Source organism: Pseudoalteromonas sp. JB197, from assembly GCF_002332205.1.
GTDB classification, from domain to species: Bacteria; Pseudomonadota; Gammaproteobacteria; order Enterobacterales; family Alteromonadaceae; genus Pseudoalteromonas; species Pseudoalteromonas nigrifaciens.
On record NZ_NRGZ01000001.1, the window covers coordinates 1836840 to 1854570 of the forward strand.

Genomic DNA, 17731 nt, shown 5'->3' on the forward strand with positions numbered 1-17731 from the left:
CTAAAAAAGGAGCCAATTGGCTCCTTTTTTGTAGACTAAATAAATACAACAGATGTTATTAGCCAAAAAACAAACGCTCTAACCAACCTTTATTTAAATCTGCTTCACAACGCTTTAACTGCGCACCATAACGGCTCGCACGGTGTTTTACTTTATTAGCCACACCCATTAACCATTTTTTCTTTTTGTAAGTACCGCGTTTGTAACCGCCCCACCCTTCGTGATAATTAAGATACTGACCGTAGGCATCCCATTTAGATACGCCGTTTATTTTATGGGTTTTATAAGCAAACCAGCCCATAAAGTCGATAGCATCATCAAAGTCGTCTCTATCGGCGCCACTATTCTTACTTTCACGAATATAATCAGACCAGGTCATCGTTTTTGCTTGTGAGTAGCCATAAGCAGAGCTTGCTCTACCGGTAGGAATAATCCATAAGAAATACTGCATTGGTGGAGCTGCGTCATGTTTAAACGAGCTTTCTTGGTACATCATGCTCATAAGTACGTGCTTGGGAGCGCCCCATTTTTCTTGAGCATCTTTGGCACCAAAGTACCAACTTCTTTTTTCTTCAAAAATTTTACAAATATCATCAGGCTGCTTTGGTGGAGCGGTGGCACAACCGGCTAAACTAAGCGCTAATGATAAAACAACTACATTTTTTTTCATTTGGTTTATCTCGCTGAACTTTTGCAAAAATCAGTAGTCTGATTTTAACAATGCAGCAGAGCAGCATTGTTTCTTCCCTAAAATAATTACGCAGCTACCTTGAGCTGCGTTTTTTTTGCTTAAAACTAACTATTTATTTAGGATCAAAATAAGCATTTAAAAATGCGGTAAATGATACTGAGTCACTTTGCTCAATAGCACGCTGAGCGTCGTTAGAGCGTGTAACTTGCTCCTCTAACCATTGCTTTGAAAACACTTGATAGTCTGCAGCTTGATGGCTTTGCTTATACTTTTCAGCAATTGCTAGCGCATAATGGCCGTTATCTAGCCCTGAAGCTTCTAACTCAGCTACATAACGCCCAGAATATGTAAGTCCTGGGTTATTAATCCAAGTTGCCATGCGCTCAATAGTACTTGAATAATAACTAACGCCGTAGGCAGTATCCATGTATTTTGCCACTTCACTTAATTGCGAAAATATATCTTCACCCCAAGATTGAAGGGTACGCGGTTGATTAAAGTAATTAAGTTCAAGGCCTTTTTCTCGCCCTTTATTTACTACTGTATCAAGATTTTCTGTGCTGCGTGTTTGCTCTTCCCAATCCATTGCCGGTGAGCTTTTTAATAAACAATACGTTAAAAACACATCTAAAAAGTGGAACTGCTCTATATCTATGCCCACTTCACTAAATGGATTAACATCTAATGCGCGAATTTCGACATATTCAATACCGGCTCTAAGTAGTGCATCTGTTGGTGTTTCACCGTTTTTAGCATTACGTTTAGGGCGAATTGGCGAATAAAATTCGTTTTCTATTTGCAGAATATTCTTATTTAACTGTTTTGGATTTTCGCTGGTGTAATCGTCAAGGTTGCCGTAAATATCTGAAGGTGTGTTGATTGATTTTTTCAAACCAGCTACGTATTCATCTAACGAGTTATACATTACACGCAGTGATGATTGTGCGCTATTGGTGTAACCTAAGTTACCTAAGCGCAGCGCAGTGCCTACTTCTAAATACAAGGTGCCTTTACCTAGCTTTTTAAATGGTAAATCGGTTTTTCTGCCCTGTAAAAACGAACTACATAAAGCAGGTGATGCACCAAACAAATAACTGATCAGCCATAATTCACGTTTAAAATTACGAATAAGCGCTAAGTAACCATCAGATATAAAATCCTCTAAACTAAGGTCGCTATTTTTTAGCGTATGTAATGACTGCCACAATGAATCTGGAAACGAAATATTAAAATGCACACCAGCAATAGCTTGCATCATACTGCCGTAACGGTTTTTTAACCCTTCACGGTAAAGTGTTTTCATTTGCCCTACATTTGAACTACCAAATTGCGCAATAACTATGTCGTCTTGATGTTCAATAAAGCACGGCATACTAATAGGCCAAAGTAATTCGTCACCCATTTTTTCTAGGGTAAACTTTTGTAAGTCTTTTAATTGCTGCAGCGTTTGTGTGGACGATTCACTAACTGGGGTAATAAATTCAAGTAACGACTCTGAAAAATCGGTCGTAATTTGGCCATTGGTAAGCGCACTGCCCACCCCTTCTGGGTGTTTTTGTGCAGAGATAACGCCATCACTTTTGATTCTTAGTGACTCACGCTCAATACCACGTTTTATTCCGTTAATTGCATGTTTATGCTGCGTTACTGAAAGAGCGTCAAGCGCGTTTGTTAGATCATGTGTTGCCAAAAAATACTTCCTCGAGCCAAGTGGCTTAATCATAAGGTTATGGGGTCTAATTACCTATACTCAAGATAAATACTAAGAAAAAATACTATTTATAGTTCTATTGTATCTGCTTTGCTTTAAACACGCTTTATTTAACGCCATAAACGATAATCTTGCCATTGCTATACAAAATATACAATTGCTTTGCACTATTATTTATCTTATCAAAACAAAAACTAACCGTACTAAAATAAATAATTAGCTAACCATTAGCTGTATTAGTCCCATATTGGTATGTTATATATAGCTTATATAACTTTAATCTTGATTTAGATCACAAATACAGGCAATAAATAAACTGAGTGACCTTCATAATGGGATTACCCTACTACCGCTTTATATAAGCAAGTATAATAATAAGTATTACAAAGGATGATTAAAGAATAATATGCGTCGTAATCAAAGCTTAACAAATGAAGAAGTGACCTTCGAAGAACAACAAGAACTGGTATCAACAACTGACTTACGCGGAGTGATTACTTATGCTAATCAAGCGTTTTGTACTATAGCCGGGTATGATATAGCAGAACTTATGGGTAAGAACCATAATATAGTACGCCACCCTGACATGCCAAAAGCTGCATTTAAAGAAATGTGGGAAACATTAAAGCAAGGCCACTCTTGGCGCGGCGCAGTTAAAAACCGTTGTAAAGATGGCCGCTATTACTGGGTTGATGCATTTGTAACTCCTATTTTTGAGCACAGCCAATTAATTGGTTATCAATCTGTAAGAACCAAATTAAGCCCACAGTTAAAACGCCGTGCAGAACTATTTTACAGTAAAGTAAATTCTAAAAAGTCATTCTTTAATTGGCGCGAACGCACAAGTTTAAGACAAAACTTAAGTGTATTTGCTTTATTATGTTGGTTAGTTGCAACTGCTGTATGGGCTTCATTTGCTATTGCACTAATTAGCTTAGTGGTTTGCTTAGTTATACTTGCTTTAAACTATGATGAGCTAATAACAACACCAAGAATATTAAAGCAGCAAAAACAACAAGCCGATTCTATATCTCGTTATATTTATAGTGGCCGACACCCTCACAGTATTAGTGATTACAGAGAGCAAATGCTAAGCGCTAAATTACGCACTGTACTGGGGCGTATGAAAGACTCTACCTTAAGCTTTAATGATATTGCTTTAAATTTAGATCAACAGTCAACGCTCACAGAGCAAGGCATTTCATCGCAAGGCTCGCAGCTTGAGCAAATAGCATCTGCAATGGCGCAAATGAGTTCGACCATAGGTGAAATATCAAGTAACACCTGCACCACTGCCGATAAAGTAAGTGTTACTTATCAAAGTTGCTCCGATATAAAAGTACACATTGCCGATAATAATGCCATGGTTTCTGATTTAGCCGTTCAGGTAGAGCAAGCAGCAACAACCGCTAACAGCCTAGCTTCAGAAGCCGATAAAATTGGCCAAGTAATGAGTGAAATTGAAGGTATTGCCGAGCAAACTAACTTACTTGCGCTAAATGCTGCCATAGAAGCTGCAAGAGCAGGTGAACATGGCCGTGGTTTTGCTGTAGTTGCCGATGAAGTAAGAGCGCTTTCATCAAGAACACAAAATGCCACTGCGCAAATTCACAGCTCAATAAAGGAAATTCAAGACACCTTGTTTAGCTGGTCAAAAATAATGCAAAACACGAAGCAACAAGCCGACAGTTGTGTAAATACTACAACGCAAACACAGCAAGAGCTTGATAGCATTTTCACTCAAATTAGCGAAATAGCGCAACTCGCTACTGGTATTTCGGCTGCTGCAGAAGAACAACAAGTAGTGAGCCACGACATAGGTACTAATGTAGAGCAGATTAAAAACCTAGGTGATGATAATTTAAACTTAAGTTTTAATGTTGCCAGGGGCGCTGCTGAGTTAGTTGAAGGCTCAAGAAAGATCAACGACTTACTGCTTACTTTTAAAATTTAATTGTCAGCACAAATAAAAAAGCCGCTATGTTAGCTAATGCCGATCAGTTAAGGTTAATTGATCGGTTGACCGATCTAAATGATCGTGAATAATCCGTAATTAGTTTCGCTAATTACGGATTTTTTATGGATATTCAAACAGCTCTTTCGACCACTTTCTCATCTGCCGAGGAATTTACAGCGCTTGATAACTTATCTGGCATCTTAGATCCCGAATTACTTAACCAAGCTTTTGAAAAATCGGGTGTCGCCACCGTTCGTAAACGTCGCTTACCACTCGATGCTGTCGTTTGGTCTGTGATTGGTATGAGTTTATTTCGTCATGAATCTGTTTGGGATATAGCCTCTAAAATGGACATCGCCTTACCAGGTAAAGGGAAACTAGTTGCCCCTAGTGCCATGGTTCAAGCGAGACAACGCTTAGGTGAAGATGCTGTCGAGCAGGTCTTCAAGATGATGGCGTCACGGCATTATAATCATGCCCACTTCGATACATTTTGTGGCTTAAATCTATTAGCTGTTGATGGCGTTGTTTTTCGTACACATGATACGCCAGAGAATAAAGACGTATTTGGGTGTGGCTCAACCCAGTATGGTGAAAATACCTATCCGCAAATTCGGATGGTATGCCACATGGAGCTAACGAGCCATCAACTCATTAATTGTACTTTTAACGGGCAACATCAAGGGCAAATGACACTCGCTGAAGAGCTCATTGAAGGTACACCGGATAACTCATTAACCTTATTTGATCGCGGTTATTATTCATTAGGGCTTTTGCATCGTTGGCATCAAGCAGGGACTGAAAGACACTGGATGATACCTGTCAGAAAAGGCTTAACGGTTGATACCATAAAGAAAATGAGTAAAAATGACCAGTTAGTGCGTCTTAAAACATCGCCCCAAGCGCGAAAAAAGTTTACTGACTTGCCAGAGTTTATAGAAGCTCGGCTGCTTACTTACACGCATAATAATAAGCAGTATCAGATTCTTACATCAATGCTTGATGTAATGCGTTACCCATCAAAAGAAATCGCTGATTTGTACATGCATCGCTGGGAAATAGAAATAGGATATCGAGAAATAAAACAAACAATGTTGCACTCAAACTATATCCTACGCTCAAAAAGGCCGGATATGATAAGGCAAGAATTGTGGGGGTTACTAATTGCCTACAATATTATAAGAATAGCCATGCGTGAGGCAGCAGAGTTACTGGAAGTATGGCCAAATCAACTGAGTTTTTCTCATTGTTCAAGACATATCAATGTATTTCTGTTAACTATCCCACTGACAAGTCCGGGAAATTTACCAAAACACTATGAGCATTTATTAGAAACGCTGACGCTATTTCAGTTACCAACAAGGCGTCATGAGCGCAGCTTTCCACGATGTGTGAAAAAGAAACCATCTAAATATCCCTATAAAAAAAAGCCAGTCAGTGTTAACTGACTGGCATTACGCTATGTTAGCGGCTTTTTCGTTTTTACTTTATAACGCTTAACGGCTTGAAAACACTAAACCGTCGTCATTTGCATCAATTACAACAACACTGCCTGGCATATAATCACCATTGAGTAATTTTTGTGCTAATGGATTTTCAATCGTTTGTTGAATAGCTCGTTTTAACGGACGCGCACCATAAACCGGATCAAAGCCACTTGCGGCAATACGATCTAAAGCAGCGTCGCTTATCTCGAGTAAATAACCCATTTGCGTTAAACGCTCACGTAATTTACTTAACTGAATATCAGCAATCTCTTTAATGTGCTCGTTAGCCAGTGGGTGGAAAACAACGGTTTCATCAATACGGTTAATAAACTCAGGTCTAAACTCATTGATTAATACATTCATTACTTTTTCTTTCAAAGTAACGTAATCGTTATTACCCGCTTGCTCTTGAATTATATCTGAGCCTAAGTTTGAGGTCATGATGATAACGGTATTTTTAAAATCAACCGTGCGTCCTTGACCGTCGGTTAAACGTCCATCATCTAAAACCTGTAGCAAAATATTAAACACATCTGGGTGTGCTTTTTCTATTTCGTCCAATAAAATAACTGAGTAAGGTTTACGACGCACGGCTTCGGTTAAATACCCGCCCTCTTCGTAGCCAACATACCCAGGAGGCGCACCAACTAAACGTGCTACTGAATGTTTTTCCATAAACTCAGACATATCAATGCGCACCATGGCACTTTCGGTGTCGAACATATAGCCGGCGAGTGCTTTGGTTAATTCTGTTTTACCGACCCCGGTTGGGCCTAAAAACAAAAACGAGCCAATCGGGCGATTAGGATCGGCAAGCCCTGCACGTGAGCGGCGAATAGCATTAGCTACCGCTACAACGGCTTCATCTTGTCCGATTACTTTTTCATGTAGCTTTTCTTCCATCTGCAATAGTTTTTCTCGCTCACCTTGTAGCATCCGCGATACTGGAATACCGGTCCAACGAGAGAGTATTTCGGCTATTTCATCTTCGCCCACTTGGTTTTTTAGCAAGGTCATTTCTTGCATTTCTGCTTGCGATGCTAAATCAAGTTTATGCTCAAGCTCTGGTATGCGGCCATATTGTAGCTCCGACATACGCTGTAAATCGCTGGCTCTTCGAGCTACATCTAAATCAAGTCGTGCTTGTTCTAGCTCAGCTTTAATAACTTGAGTGCCTTGTAAAGATGCTTTTTCGGCAGTCCATATCTCATCAAGCTCATTGTACTCTCCTTCAAGCTCGGTGATCAGCTCTTGCATTTCAGTACGGCGTTTTAAACTTGCTTCGTCTTTTTCTTTGGCGAGTGCGTTATCTTCAAGTTTTAATTGAATAATACGGCGCTCTAACTTATCTAACGACTCTGGTTTTGAATCTATTTGTAGACGAATAGAAGAGCCCGCTTCATCTATAAGATCAATCGCTTTATCGGGTAATTGACGGTCACTAATGTAACGATGCGACAATTGCGCAGCTGCAACGATAGCAGGATCGGTAATTTCTACAGAGTGATGTAGCTCGTAACGCTCTTTTAGGCCACGTAATATAGCAATCGTGTCCTCAACCGAAGGCTCCTCTACCAATACCTTTTGAAAGCGACGCTCAAGGGCGGCGTCTTTTTCAATGTATTTACGATATTCATCAAGGGTGGTTGCACCTACGCAATGTAATTCGCCACGGGCAAGCGCCGGTTTTAGCATATTGCCTGCATCCATTGCGCCATCACTTTTACCTGCGCCTACAATAGTGTGTATTTCATCAATAAATAAAATCACTTGGCCTTCTTCTTTAGCCAGTTCATTTAATACTGATTTTAAACGTTCTTCAAATTCGCCACGGTATTTAGCACCGGCCACCAGCGCGCCTAAATCAAGCGAAAGTACCCGCTTGTTTTTTAATCCCTCGGGCACTTCACCATTAATAATACGCTGTGCTAAACCCTCGGCTATCGCGGTTTTACCTACACCTGGTTCACCTATTAACACTGGGTTATTTTTAGTTCGGCGTTGTAAAACTTGAATTGTTCGCCGAATTTCATCATCTCGACCAATAACCGGATCAAGCTTACCTTGCTCTGCACGTTCGGTTAAATCTATGGTGTATTTTTCAAGTGCTTGGCGTGTTTCTTCGGCATTTGGATCATCTACCTTTTGCCCACCACGCACAGCATTAATGGCCGTTTCTATTTTGTCGGAGGTGATATTTAAGGTTTTAAAAATATTACCCAGCGGGCCTTTATCGTCGCAGGCTGCTAATACAAACAGTTCGCTAGAAATATATTTATCTTTACGCTTTTGCGCATACTTATCACATAAGTTGATCAAGGATATAGTGTTGTTCGATAGCTGCACATCGCCGCCTACGCCTTCCACTTTAAATAGTTTTTCTATTTCTTGGGATAGCTTAGTATTAAGCTCGTCAGCACTAACACCTGCTTGCGCTAATAACGCGCGCACGCTTGAGCCGCTTTGCTTTAACAAAGCATACATTAAGTGTACCGGCTCAATAAATTGATGATCGCGGCCAAGGGCTAAAGATTGCGCATCAGAAAGCGCAGACTGGAATTTACTGGTAAATCTATCTAAACGCATTGGGGTTACCTATTAATAAAACTCATTGCTTAAATAATGGGTATGCTTAGTGATTTGTTCAAGGTGCTGCGGAAAATATACTCAATAAAATAAACAATTATTTGCGCCAGATCAAACTTGCCATGCGTCCGGTTTGGCCGTCGCGTCGGTACGAAAAAAACTGTTCAGTTTGAGAAACCGTACAGTGCTCACCACCGGTAATATTTATAATCCCTAATTGACGCAATTGAATACGTGCAAGGTGATAAATATCGGCAAGGTACTTTTGGTTTGCACACGCTTTAAACGCTTTGGCAAACAAAGGGTTTTGGGCATTAAACAATGCAAACACCTCGCTACCTACCTCAAATTTATCAGCCCCTATTGCGGGACCTAACCAGGCACTTATTTCACTTTTTTTGGCATTAAAGCAGTTTAGCGTATTTTTAATTACACTTTGCTCTAATCCACGCCAGCCAGCATGTATGGCAGCTACTTCTTTTCCATCGTTACTGGCAAGTAAAATGGGCAAGCAATCGGCGGTCATTATTGCCAAAGGCTGAGCAACGAGTTGTGTATATAGTGCATCTCCTTGATGGTGAGCGTTAAATTTAAATTGCTCATCAACAATGAGTACATCGCCACTATGAACTTGATCTATCCATACAGCACTATTTGGCAAATGCTTATCCAACAAAGCACGATTTTTTAATACCTGTTGTTTATTATCACCAACATGCAGCCCTAAATTAAAACTCTTAAACGGCGCTTCTGAAACACCGCCTACACGTGTGGTACTTAATGTACTCACACCTGTTATAGGGACTTGCCATGCTGCTGATAAAAACTGCATTATCTATCTATGTCAGGATTAGCTTTTGTGTCTTCACGCAGTGCCAGTGTCATAGCAACCATGTCATCTGGAATAGGTGCTTGCCATGTCATCATTTCACCCGTAATTGGGTGCGCAATACTTAATTTAACCGCATGTAATGCTTGGCGTTTAAAACTACGCAGCAATTCAAATAACTCAGGCGTTGCCCCTTTAGGTGGACGCGGACGGCCGCCATAAGACTGATCGCCAATAAGCGGATGATTTAAATAAGCCATATGCACACGTATTTGGTGAGTACGACCGGTTTCAAGACGTAAACGTAAACGTGTATGAGCACGAAACTTTTCAGCAACACGGTAATGCGTAATCGCTGGCTTACCCTGTTCATGTACATCCATATGCGTACGTTGCGTTGCATGGCGGCCAATAGGCTTTTCAACCATGCCACCAGCGGTCATTGTGCCATTGCAAAGCGCTTCGTATTCTCGCGTGAAATTTTCACGTTTTTGCAGTGCGGTTACTAAATGCGTTTGTGCCGGAATAGTTTTAGCTACCACCATAAGGCCAGTAGTGTCTTTATCTAATCGGTGCACAATGCCCGCGCGAGGTACATTAATAATTTCTGGGTGGTAATGTAGCAATGCATTTAGCACTGTGCCATCTGGATTACCTGCACCAGGATGAACTACCAAGCCCATAGGTTTATTAATTACCAAAATATCATCATCTTCATAAACAATGTTTAATTTGATATCTTGCGCTATGTATTCACGAGGTGCTTCAATGGTTGTTTCAACATTAAGTACTTCACCACCAAGCAGTTTAGTGCGCGGTGTGTTGAATATTTCGCCATCAACGGTGATTTTATCATCCAAAATCCACGTTTTTATCCTTGATCGTGAATAATCAGGGAACAATTGTGCTAATACTTGGTCTAGACGTTTACCACCTAAATCGGTTGGAACGTTGGCTTGAAGAGAAATTTGCTCTGACATTAGTAATTTTACCCAATTTACCAGTGCAAGCTTTGCTCGACTGGGTTAGAATCGCTTTTAATAAAAGCATAATATAATACGCATAGTTTACTCGGTTTTACCGACTTGGCCTAGCCGTAGACAACGAAGGTAACAAATAAAATGATAAATAAAATAGGGAAACGTGCATTCGCCATTGTTTTTTCAGTTTCAGTGCTTAGTTTAGGTGCTTGTTCGTCGGCTCCTGACCAAGAAGACATTCAACGTGTACCTAATAAATCGGCTCACGCTTTGTATGAAGATGCCAAGCAAACTTTAGATTCTGGTTTATATGCACGCGCAATTGAACTTTTAAGTGCAATTGACTCTCGCTACCCGTTTGGCCCATTTTCTAAACAAGTACAAATGGATTTAGTGTATGCGCATTACCAGTCGGGTAATACCGAGCAAGCATTAGCAACAATCGACCGCTTTATTCGCTTAAACCCAAATCATAAAGATTTAGACTACATGTATTACATGCGTGGATTAGTTAACATTAAAGCCGATAAAAACGCATTCCAAGAATATTTTGGTGTTGATAGAGCTGACCGCGATGCTAACCGTACACGTGTGGCCTTTACCGATTTATCAACGTTAGTTAAGCGCTTTCCACAAAGTGACTACGCCCCAGAGGCAAAACGTCGTTTAGTGTGGTTGTTAAACCGTATGGCAAGGTATGAGCTAAAAGTGGCCACTTACTATTATGAACGTGAAGCCTACTTAGCAGCTGCTAACCGCGGTAAGTTTGTAGTAGAACATTACTCGCAAAGCAGCTACTTAAACTCTGCACTTGAAATGATGGAAAAAAGCTACGATAAGCTAGGCTTAAGTGAGCTTAGCGAAGATGCTAAACAAACACGAATTTTTAACAGCAGAAATAAATAATTAAAAAGGCGCTTACTAACTTGAGTAAGCGCCTTTTTAGTGTACTTGTTGTAATAAAGCTTAAATCGCTTCTTCATCTTCCTCTGCAGTACGAATACGCACAACACGCTCAACTTCAGTGACAAATATTTTACCATCACCAATTTTTCCTGTTTGTGCCGTTTTAATTATTACCTCAATTGCACGGTCAACATCATCATCGCCCAGTACAATATCTAATTTAACTTTAGGTAAAAAATCAACCATGTATTCCGCACCACGATACAACTCGGTATGGCCTTTTTGACGCCCAAACCCTTTAACTTCAGTTACTGTCATACCTGTAATGCCTACTTCCGATAGGGCTTCACGCACATCATCAAGCTTAAAAGGTTTAATGATTGCTTCTATTTTTTTCATATTAATTACTTTTTAAAGCTACAGTTGCCTCGATTTTAGACAATCACAAGGCTCATAGCAAACAAAGTGACTGTATTACGGTGATAAAACAATCTGTCATGCTATGATTATGCTAATAAAAATAGCTATACTAAAACAATAAGTAACCTACGGGATCAAAATGAAAAAAATACAATACGGATTCACTTTACTCGAGCTGATGGTGACCGTAGCTATTGTAGGTATTATTGCCACCATTGCATTGTGGAACAGTAGCGACATGCTAGAGGACAACCGCGCCGAGAACTTTTTATTAGAACTAAAACGTAATATTAGTTATGCGCGCTCGCAAGCGGCAAGCACCGATGAGATAGTGGTTGTATGTCCTGCTTCTAGCGCTAATGTTGCAAGCAGTCAACCAACTTTAACTTGTCAAAGCTAATGGGGAGCTACGAGTAGTGTTATTTTATTTGTCGATGCTGATCGTGATGGCGACTACAAAAAAGATAATGATAGCCTATTGCGCGTAATGCAGGCCGTACCTAAAAATGATAAAGTGGAATATAGCGATAAAGTTAACAGCCTTCGCTTTAACACCAGTGGCCGTATTACCACAAGCTCAGGTAGTTTTATATATTGCCCCAATGCCGATAGCGAGAATAATAAAGCACTTAACGTATCAGCCACGGCAAGATCATTATAAATTGAACTTATAGAGCAAGTAGTGATCAGATCAAGGCATAATAATTACTTGGTCGCATAAATATGAGCACTACTTTTCTGAAACATTTTAATTCAATTACAGATCCTCGCATTGAACGTTGTAAAAAGCATGAACTTATCGATATTCTTCTCCTTGCTATTAGCGCTGTGCTCTCTGGTGCAGAAGGATGGGAAGATATTGAAGACTTTGGGCACCTAAAACTTGATTGGTTAAAAAAATACGGCACGTTCAACGCAGGAATTCCAAAACATGACACGATTGCGCGCGTCATGTGTCGGTTAAAAGCAAATGAAATAGAAAGGGCATTTCAATCTTGGATATCATCACTGATTGAAACCACAGGTGCAGATATCATCGCTATCGATGGCAAAACCGCACGGCGTTCATTTACCACAAAAGACAGAAAAAGTGCCTTACACACGGTCAGTGCATGGAGTTGCCAACACCAGTTAGTGCTTGGGCAGACGGCTGTTGATAATAAAACAAATGAAATCACCGCAATACCAGAATTACTCACCCTGCTCGATATTGAAAACAGTATCATTACGTTAGATGCGATGGGATGCCAACAAGAAATAGCAAAACAAATCATCCAACAAAAAGCAGATTATATTCTTGCACTTAAAGGTAATCATTCAGGCATGCAAAAGGAACTAGAAGCGTGGTGGCACAAGTGCGAGCGTGAAAGGTTAACTAAGCATAATTGTGATGAACATACCGAAATAAGCTCAGGACATGGGCGTGTTGAAACACGTACATGCCAGCAGTTACTTATAGATAAAAGCTGGTTAGGCAAGGATTATCGTTGGCCTGGCTTAACGAGTATTATTAAGGTCAGGGCTGAAGTTCATGATAAGTCGGCAGGGTCGGATACCACTGAAACACGCTGGTATATAAGTTCATTAGACTTAAATGCAGCGCAAGCACTCAATGCGGTACGCAGTCACTGGCAGGTTGAAAGCATGCATTGGATGCTTGATATGAACTTCAGAGAAGATGAATCGAGAATACGCAAACTTCAAGGGCCATTAATGTTTAATGTAATGCGAAAGATAGCCATGGCGCTTTTTAAACAAGATGCATCTAAGTCAGCAAGTATGGCGAGGAAAAAGAAAATGGCAGGGCTAGACGATGATTACCGCTCAACCCTGTTAGAGTCTGGGATTAAAATGCGCTAGCCGTGACGTATCAGCCTCTGGTACTGCTTTTTATCTTGGTGATACCTCACAAAAGTGCAGTTAAAAAATCGAACTGTACATTGTTATTTTTTGATTATTTACTAAACTAAAATAATCACTTCTCGATTTAGGACTTCAGGGATGAAGTTAATCACATACTCAACAAAACCCCGTGGTATAACCTTAATTGAAGTAATGGTAACAATTGCTATTGTTGCTATTATTAGTCTATTTTCTATGTGGTTTTTACCCGATTTTTTGGCGTTAAACCGCGCTGATAACCAGGTTAATTTATTATATCGCAATATAAACTTTGCTCGCCTTTACGCCATAGAAAACGATACATACGTTACTTTATGCGCGTTAAAAAACAATGAATGTGAAAAGGAGGATTGGGGGGAGCAAGTATCGTTATTTATCGACAACGATAAATCTACCTCTCTTAATAACGATGAGCTAATGTTAAGCACCTTTGAACACACCCATGAGTTTGATAGCTTAGAGTACCCCCGCGAGGCACTTACTTTTAGACCCGATGGTTCATTAAATGGTTTTCAAAATGGGACTTTTATATATTGCCCTAATAGCGATAAAGCCAATCTCGAAGGATTGGCTTTATCTGTAAGTCAAACTGGCAGAATACGTATTAAATCGACTGATAAATGCCAGGAAAGGTAACTCTAATTATCTTCCCCAACAATAGTCAATATCCTTTCCTTCGTTTGTTTTTGCTCCTTGCGCACCTTTAGTACCTATATCAGTTATAGATAGTGCAGTGCAATCACCATCTCCTTTTACCGGCCCTGCAATAGGTTTTGCTGTGATTGTAAAAGTATTTTTATCAACTACTTTAATCGCTAATTCGAAATGCCCATTCTCTGTTTTACTTTGAATCCCTAAATCACTCGCTAATTCTGTATACTCTCTGTTATCTACAAAGTACTGCTCTTGCTTATTAGCTGCATCTAATAATGCAGCAACTGCCTCTGCGCGCGAAGCACGCTTCACATACTCTGTATAATTAGGCAATGCAATTGCTGCAAGTATACCGACGATAGCAACTGCTATCATCAGCTCAATTAAGGTAAATCCATGTTGCTTTTTATTCATTTAAACACCCTTAATCATCTTAATTAGATTTGATTTCGTCGTTTTCTTCGCGCTTATAAATGTAAGTTTGCTGGGTTTTAAAACCAAAACCGACAGACTCCTTATTTACTAATTGTATTTTTCCGTCTACTACTTTTAACCCCGGCCCAATAACATCCACTGGTCTCATTGGGTTTTGAGCATCTTTACCTTTTATACCCGGGCCAATTAAATAAAATTGGCTTTCCTGTTTTACATCAACGGTCGGGTTATCGTCACATTTACCATCACCATTGCCATCAGCACACGACGGTCCTTCACCAAAGTACAGTTGCGGGGTATCGGGTACGTCATAACTGGTCGAAAATTTCAGCTCGTCGTATACCTTAGTGCCGTAATGTAAATGAAACGCATACAGTGAGCCTCCACCACCACTAAGTGAACACTGATTTACTGTTGCTGTATCTGAAGCCGGAGTAAACGAGGTAAAATAAGCCACTCCACCCACAACTGTAGCTGCGGCAAGTGATTTTTCACCGGTTGCTAATTCATATCGCCAACCTTTAACTTTAGCTAAATCAGCCTCTAGTTCAATAAACCCATCTACATCGTCTAATAAATTACCAAATGGGTCGCTATTCATCAGCATTAAATCAGATGCCTTGATTGTTGCTGGTGCCCTTGTTTTAAATGACTTAGTCACTGTATTTTCATCTCGAATCATAAATAACTGATCTTGCTCATTAGTATCAGTCGGTTTAGAGCGATTACCACTACCTATAACTATGGCATCGTAAGGAGTATCTAAGCGCGTGGTAACTACTTCCCCTTTTTCGCCGGTGGTTTGAGTCACTTTACTAAACATAGTGCGCGCAACTAATGGCTTGTAAAAAAAACGCCTATCTTGGGTAGCACTTGTACTACCTAGCTCAGCTAATTTAAAATGGCTGAACTCACTAGTATCACTGCCCGGCATATCAATCCGCCAAATATTACCACCTGTATCTGACGCATAAATTCTATCTATATAGCCGTCATAATCAGAGTCGAGTGTGGTTAAATCGGCTGCAATACTGTGCTTGCCTGTAAAGCCATTTTCACCGGGTGTTAATGCCCAAACTTTTTTACCTGTTTTAGCTTCAACAATATAAATACCGCGGCCAGTCTTATCCTCACTACGAATAGCAGCATCTTTATTTGTATCGTAACCAGCACCAAATACCAGCAGAGGCTTATCGCCAAATGCTTTTATGTAGGCTATTTGTGGTTTAGACCAACTTTGAGCAAGTTCAGTAAAGTCACCTTTCCCGCCTTCAATTGGTTTATCCCAGAGTTTTTTCGGAGCATTTGGTGCTGTAATATCTAGTGCATAGTAGTTTTTACCACCACGGCGCATTCCTGCAAAAGCCCATACTTCATCGCCTTTGCTTGCATCTATAATGCCGTCATTTAATCCTTCACCGTTTAAACTTTTATTACTAAAATAAACACTGATTGCTCCATCCATGCCATAAACTTTAGTTTCAGCCTGGTTTTCACGCAGTGGTTTAATAATCTTGTATAGCGCAGAGGGAATAAACGCCCAACTCTCACTCACTGTATTTCCTGCGTCTTTAAACATATGTAAAAAGCCAGCATTGGTGCCAATAAGCAAACGAACGTCATCATTACCGTAATCAATTGCTACAGGTTTAGAGTGCAGCGGATCGCCAAAAATATCTTGTCGTTGGTCTTGCTTTGAGCCGTCTCTGTCCTCATCATCAACATCAACCCCCATCGCCCATTTTATATCATCACTTGCTAAGCTAAGTGTATTATCTGGAGTCGTATTAAGAATATCACTTACCACTGTAGGGCTAAATTTAACAAGCGCTCCTTGGTTCTCGGTATATAGGTTACGGCTTTGGGTATCTAAAGTAGTTAAATGTAAATTAACCCCACCCTGCGCTACTGCATTACCATCAGCAGGCTGATTACTTGGCAGCCAGAACGTTTTTGCATCTTTGCTAATTAAGCCATTATCATCCAGCGCTCCCTTAGCCTTTGAATCAACTATTTGATCACCCGAAACTTTCAACTTTTTTAAATTACCACGCCAGCGCGCACCGGTTTCGGGATAAAACATCGCAAAGTAAATCGCATCGCGGCTACGGGTTTGATCTACGTTGTTACTCGCTACAGAAGGCGATGAAAAGCTGTCGTTCACTTCTCGAATGCGCGAAATTGTATTTTTAAGTGCATCAGACAACTGCGCAGCAGTATTTGCATGCAAATATTGACCACCGCCATAATCAGCAGTTTCAGTAAGTAAATTTTTACCCGAATTACTCATACCTGTACCAAAGCCAATAGGAAATACACGGCCTATATCAAGTACATTCTTAGTGTTTTTATATAAATCGACTTCCACATCATCAGTACCATGAATTATTTTAGCTAGGGCTGCTAAATAACTATTACTAACAACAGGTGGGTTTTCAGAAAAATAGTCGCGATGAAGATCGTAAATATCATCATTTCTGTTGGAGTCATTACTTGGGTCTCCATCAGTCATTAAGATAATATTAATACTGTTATCACATCTAAGTGGCTCACCGGTAACTGGGATAAAAGGCGATTTATAATACCCAGAAGATTCGGCTGTTTTGTCACGTTCGTTTGTATTAGTACCGTAATATACTTTTTGTCCTGTTATGTATAAATAAGCTTCCCATAATGTTTCAGTCAAAGGCGTTGCACCATTTGCTGGCAACTCATCTATTTTATTCAATAAAATTACTTTATCGGCCCCCACTCTTGCTAAAACATAACCACCGTTATCCCCATTAAAACGCATTAGTCCAAAATCAATATCTTCGTTGTCATTTGCTAATTGTTTTATCGCATTTTGTGCAACCTGTAAGCGGCTATCTTCACATATAGGCTCTGCATACCCGTTCACTGATTTATAACACTGCTGGTACCAAGTGTAACTCGCTTTACTTTTAAAACACTCACTTTGATAGAAACCATCACTATTTCTTTTATAGCATTGCTTACCATCAGTAACGTCCCAGGCCATACTTCCAGATGTATCAAAAATCATCATGACCCGTGGCTTTTCATTAGTCTCTACATTATGATTTACATAAAGCTCTATATCTTCAGCGCTTGCTGACATATTAATAGTTAAGCTCATCAATGAGGCTATAACTACAATTAATTTAAACTTCATT

Annotated in this window: 13 protein-coding genes and 1 pseudogene; 6 read left to right on the plus strand and 8 right to left on the minus strand. The window is 40.0% G+C overall.

The window, feature by feature from the left end:
- Positions 1-58: 58 nt before the first annotated feature.
- Both CIK86_RS08665 and gshA read right to left on the minus strand, forming a co-directional pair.
- Entirely contained in the window at positions 59-670 is a 612-nt protein-coding gene (locus CIK86_RS08665; protein ID WP_058372888.1) for a hypothetical protein, read from the minus strand.
- Positions 671-803: 133 nt separating this feature from the next.
- Positions 804-2381: a glutamate--cysteine ligase gene (gene gshA / locus CIK86_RS08670; RefSeq protein ID WP_011327627.1), complete on the minus strand. Its 1578-nt coding sequence runs from the start codon at positions 2379-2381 to the stop codon at positions 804-806.
- Between the two features lie 427 nt (positions 2382-2808).
- On the opposite strand from gshA, the gene CIK86_RS08675 reads away from it, so the two are divergent.
- The gene (locus CIK86_RS08675; protein ID WP_086995312.1) at positions 2809-4356 is read left to right on the plus strand and encodes a PAS domain-containing methyl-accepting chemotaxis protein; all 1548 of its coding nucleotides are present in this window, start codon (positions 2809-2811) and stop codon (positions 4354-4356) included.
- A gap of 125 nt (positions 4357-4481) precedes the next feature.
- Positions 4482-5807, plus strand: a complete 1326-nt coding sequence (locus CIK86_RS08680) for an IS4 family transposase (protein ID WP_096317096.1) — start codon at positions 4482-4484, stop codon at positions 5805-5807.
- Between the two features lie 48 nt (positions 5808-5855).
- On the opposite strand, the gene clpB is transcribed toward CIK86_RS08680, so the two are convergent.
- The 3 genes from clpB to rluD form a co-directional block, all read right to left on the minus strand.
- Positions 5856-8432 carry an ATP-dependent chaperone ClpB gene (gene clpB, locus CIK86_RS08685; RefSeq protein ID WP_086997204.1) on the minus strand — a complete coding sequence of 859 codons (2577 nt, stop codon included), beginning with the start codon at positions 8430-8432 and terminating at the stop codon, positions 5856-5858.
- Between the two features lie 97 nt (positions 8433-8529).
- Positions 8530-9264, minus strand: coding sequence for a peptidoglycan editing factor PgeF (gene pgeF, locus CIK86_RS08690; RefSeq protein ID WP_086997201.1), 735 nt, complete (start codon positions 9262-9264; stop codon positions 8530-8532).
- The gene (gene rluD / locus CIK86_RS08695) at positions 9264-10241 is read right to left on the minus strand and encodes a 23S rRNA pseudouridine(1911/1915/1917) synthase RluD (RefSeq protein ID WP_086997198.1); all 978 of its coding nucleotides are present in this window, start codon (positions 10239-10241) and stop codon (positions 9264-9266) included. Before rluD ends, pgeF begins: the two co-directional genes overlap by 1 nt.
- A 141-nt stretch (positions 10242-10382) precedes the next feature.
- On the opposite strand from rluD, the gene CIK86_RS08700 reads away from it, so the two are divergent.
- Positions 10383-11147 (plus strand): outer membrane protein assembly factor BamD, encoded by a 765-nt coding sequence (locus tag CIK86_RS08700; RefSeq protein WP_011327622.1) that lies wholly within the window; start codon positions 10383-10385, stop codon positions 11145-11147.
- A 60-nt stretch (positions 11148-11207) separates the two neighbouring features.
- Here the strand turns inward: CIK86_RS08700 and glnB are convergent, their stop codons facing one another.
- Positions 11208-11546 carry a nitrogen regulatory protein P-II gene (gene glnB / locus CIK86_RS08705; RefSeq protein WP_011327621.1) on the minus strand — a complete coding sequence of 113 codons (339 nt, stop codon included), beginning with the start codon at positions 11544-11546 and terminating at the stop codon, positions 11208-11210.
- A gap of 160 nt (positions 11547-11706) precedes the next feature.
- On the opposite strand from glnB, the pseudogene CIK86_RS08710 reads away from it, so the two are divergent.
- From CIK86_RS08710 to CIK86_RS08720, 3 genes and pseudogenes are all read left to right on the plus strand, one after another.
- A pseudogene (locus CIK86_RS08710) lies at positions 11707-12228 on the plus strand (GspH/FimT family pseudopilin).
- Between the two features lie 62 nt (positions 12229-12290).
- Positions 12291-13427 (plus strand): ISAs1 family transposase, encoded by a 1137-nt coding sequence (locus tag CIK86_RS08715; RefSeq protein ID WP_008466968.1) that lies wholly within the window; start codon positions 12291-12293, stop codon positions 13425-13427.
- A 141-nt stretch (positions 13428-13568) separates the two neighbouring features.
- Positions 13569-14105 carry a GspH/FimT family pseudopilin gene (locus tag CIK86_RS08720; protein ID WP_086993277.1) on the plus strand — a complete coding sequence of 179 codons (537 nt, stop codon included), beginning with the start codon at positions 13569-13571 and terminating at the stop codon, positions 14103-14105.
- A 6-nt stretch (positions 14106-14111) separates the two neighbouring features.
- Here the strand turns inward: CIK86_RS08720 and CIK86_RS08725 are convergent, their stop codons facing one another.
- Positions 14112-14537 carry a type IV pilin protein gene (locus CIK86_RS08725; protein WP_086993276.1) on the minus strand — a complete coding sequence of 142 codons (426 nt, stop codon included), beginning with the start codon at positions 14535-14537 and terminating at the stop codon, positions 14112-14114.
- A 19-nt stretch (positions 14538-14556) separates the two neighbouring features.
- Positions 14557-17730, minus strand: coding sequence for a PilC/PilY family type IV pilus protein (locus CIK86_RS08730; RefSeq protein ID WP_086993275.1), 3174 nt, complete (start codon positions 17728-17730; stop codon positions 14557-14559).
- Position 17731 lies beyond the last annotated feature (1 nt).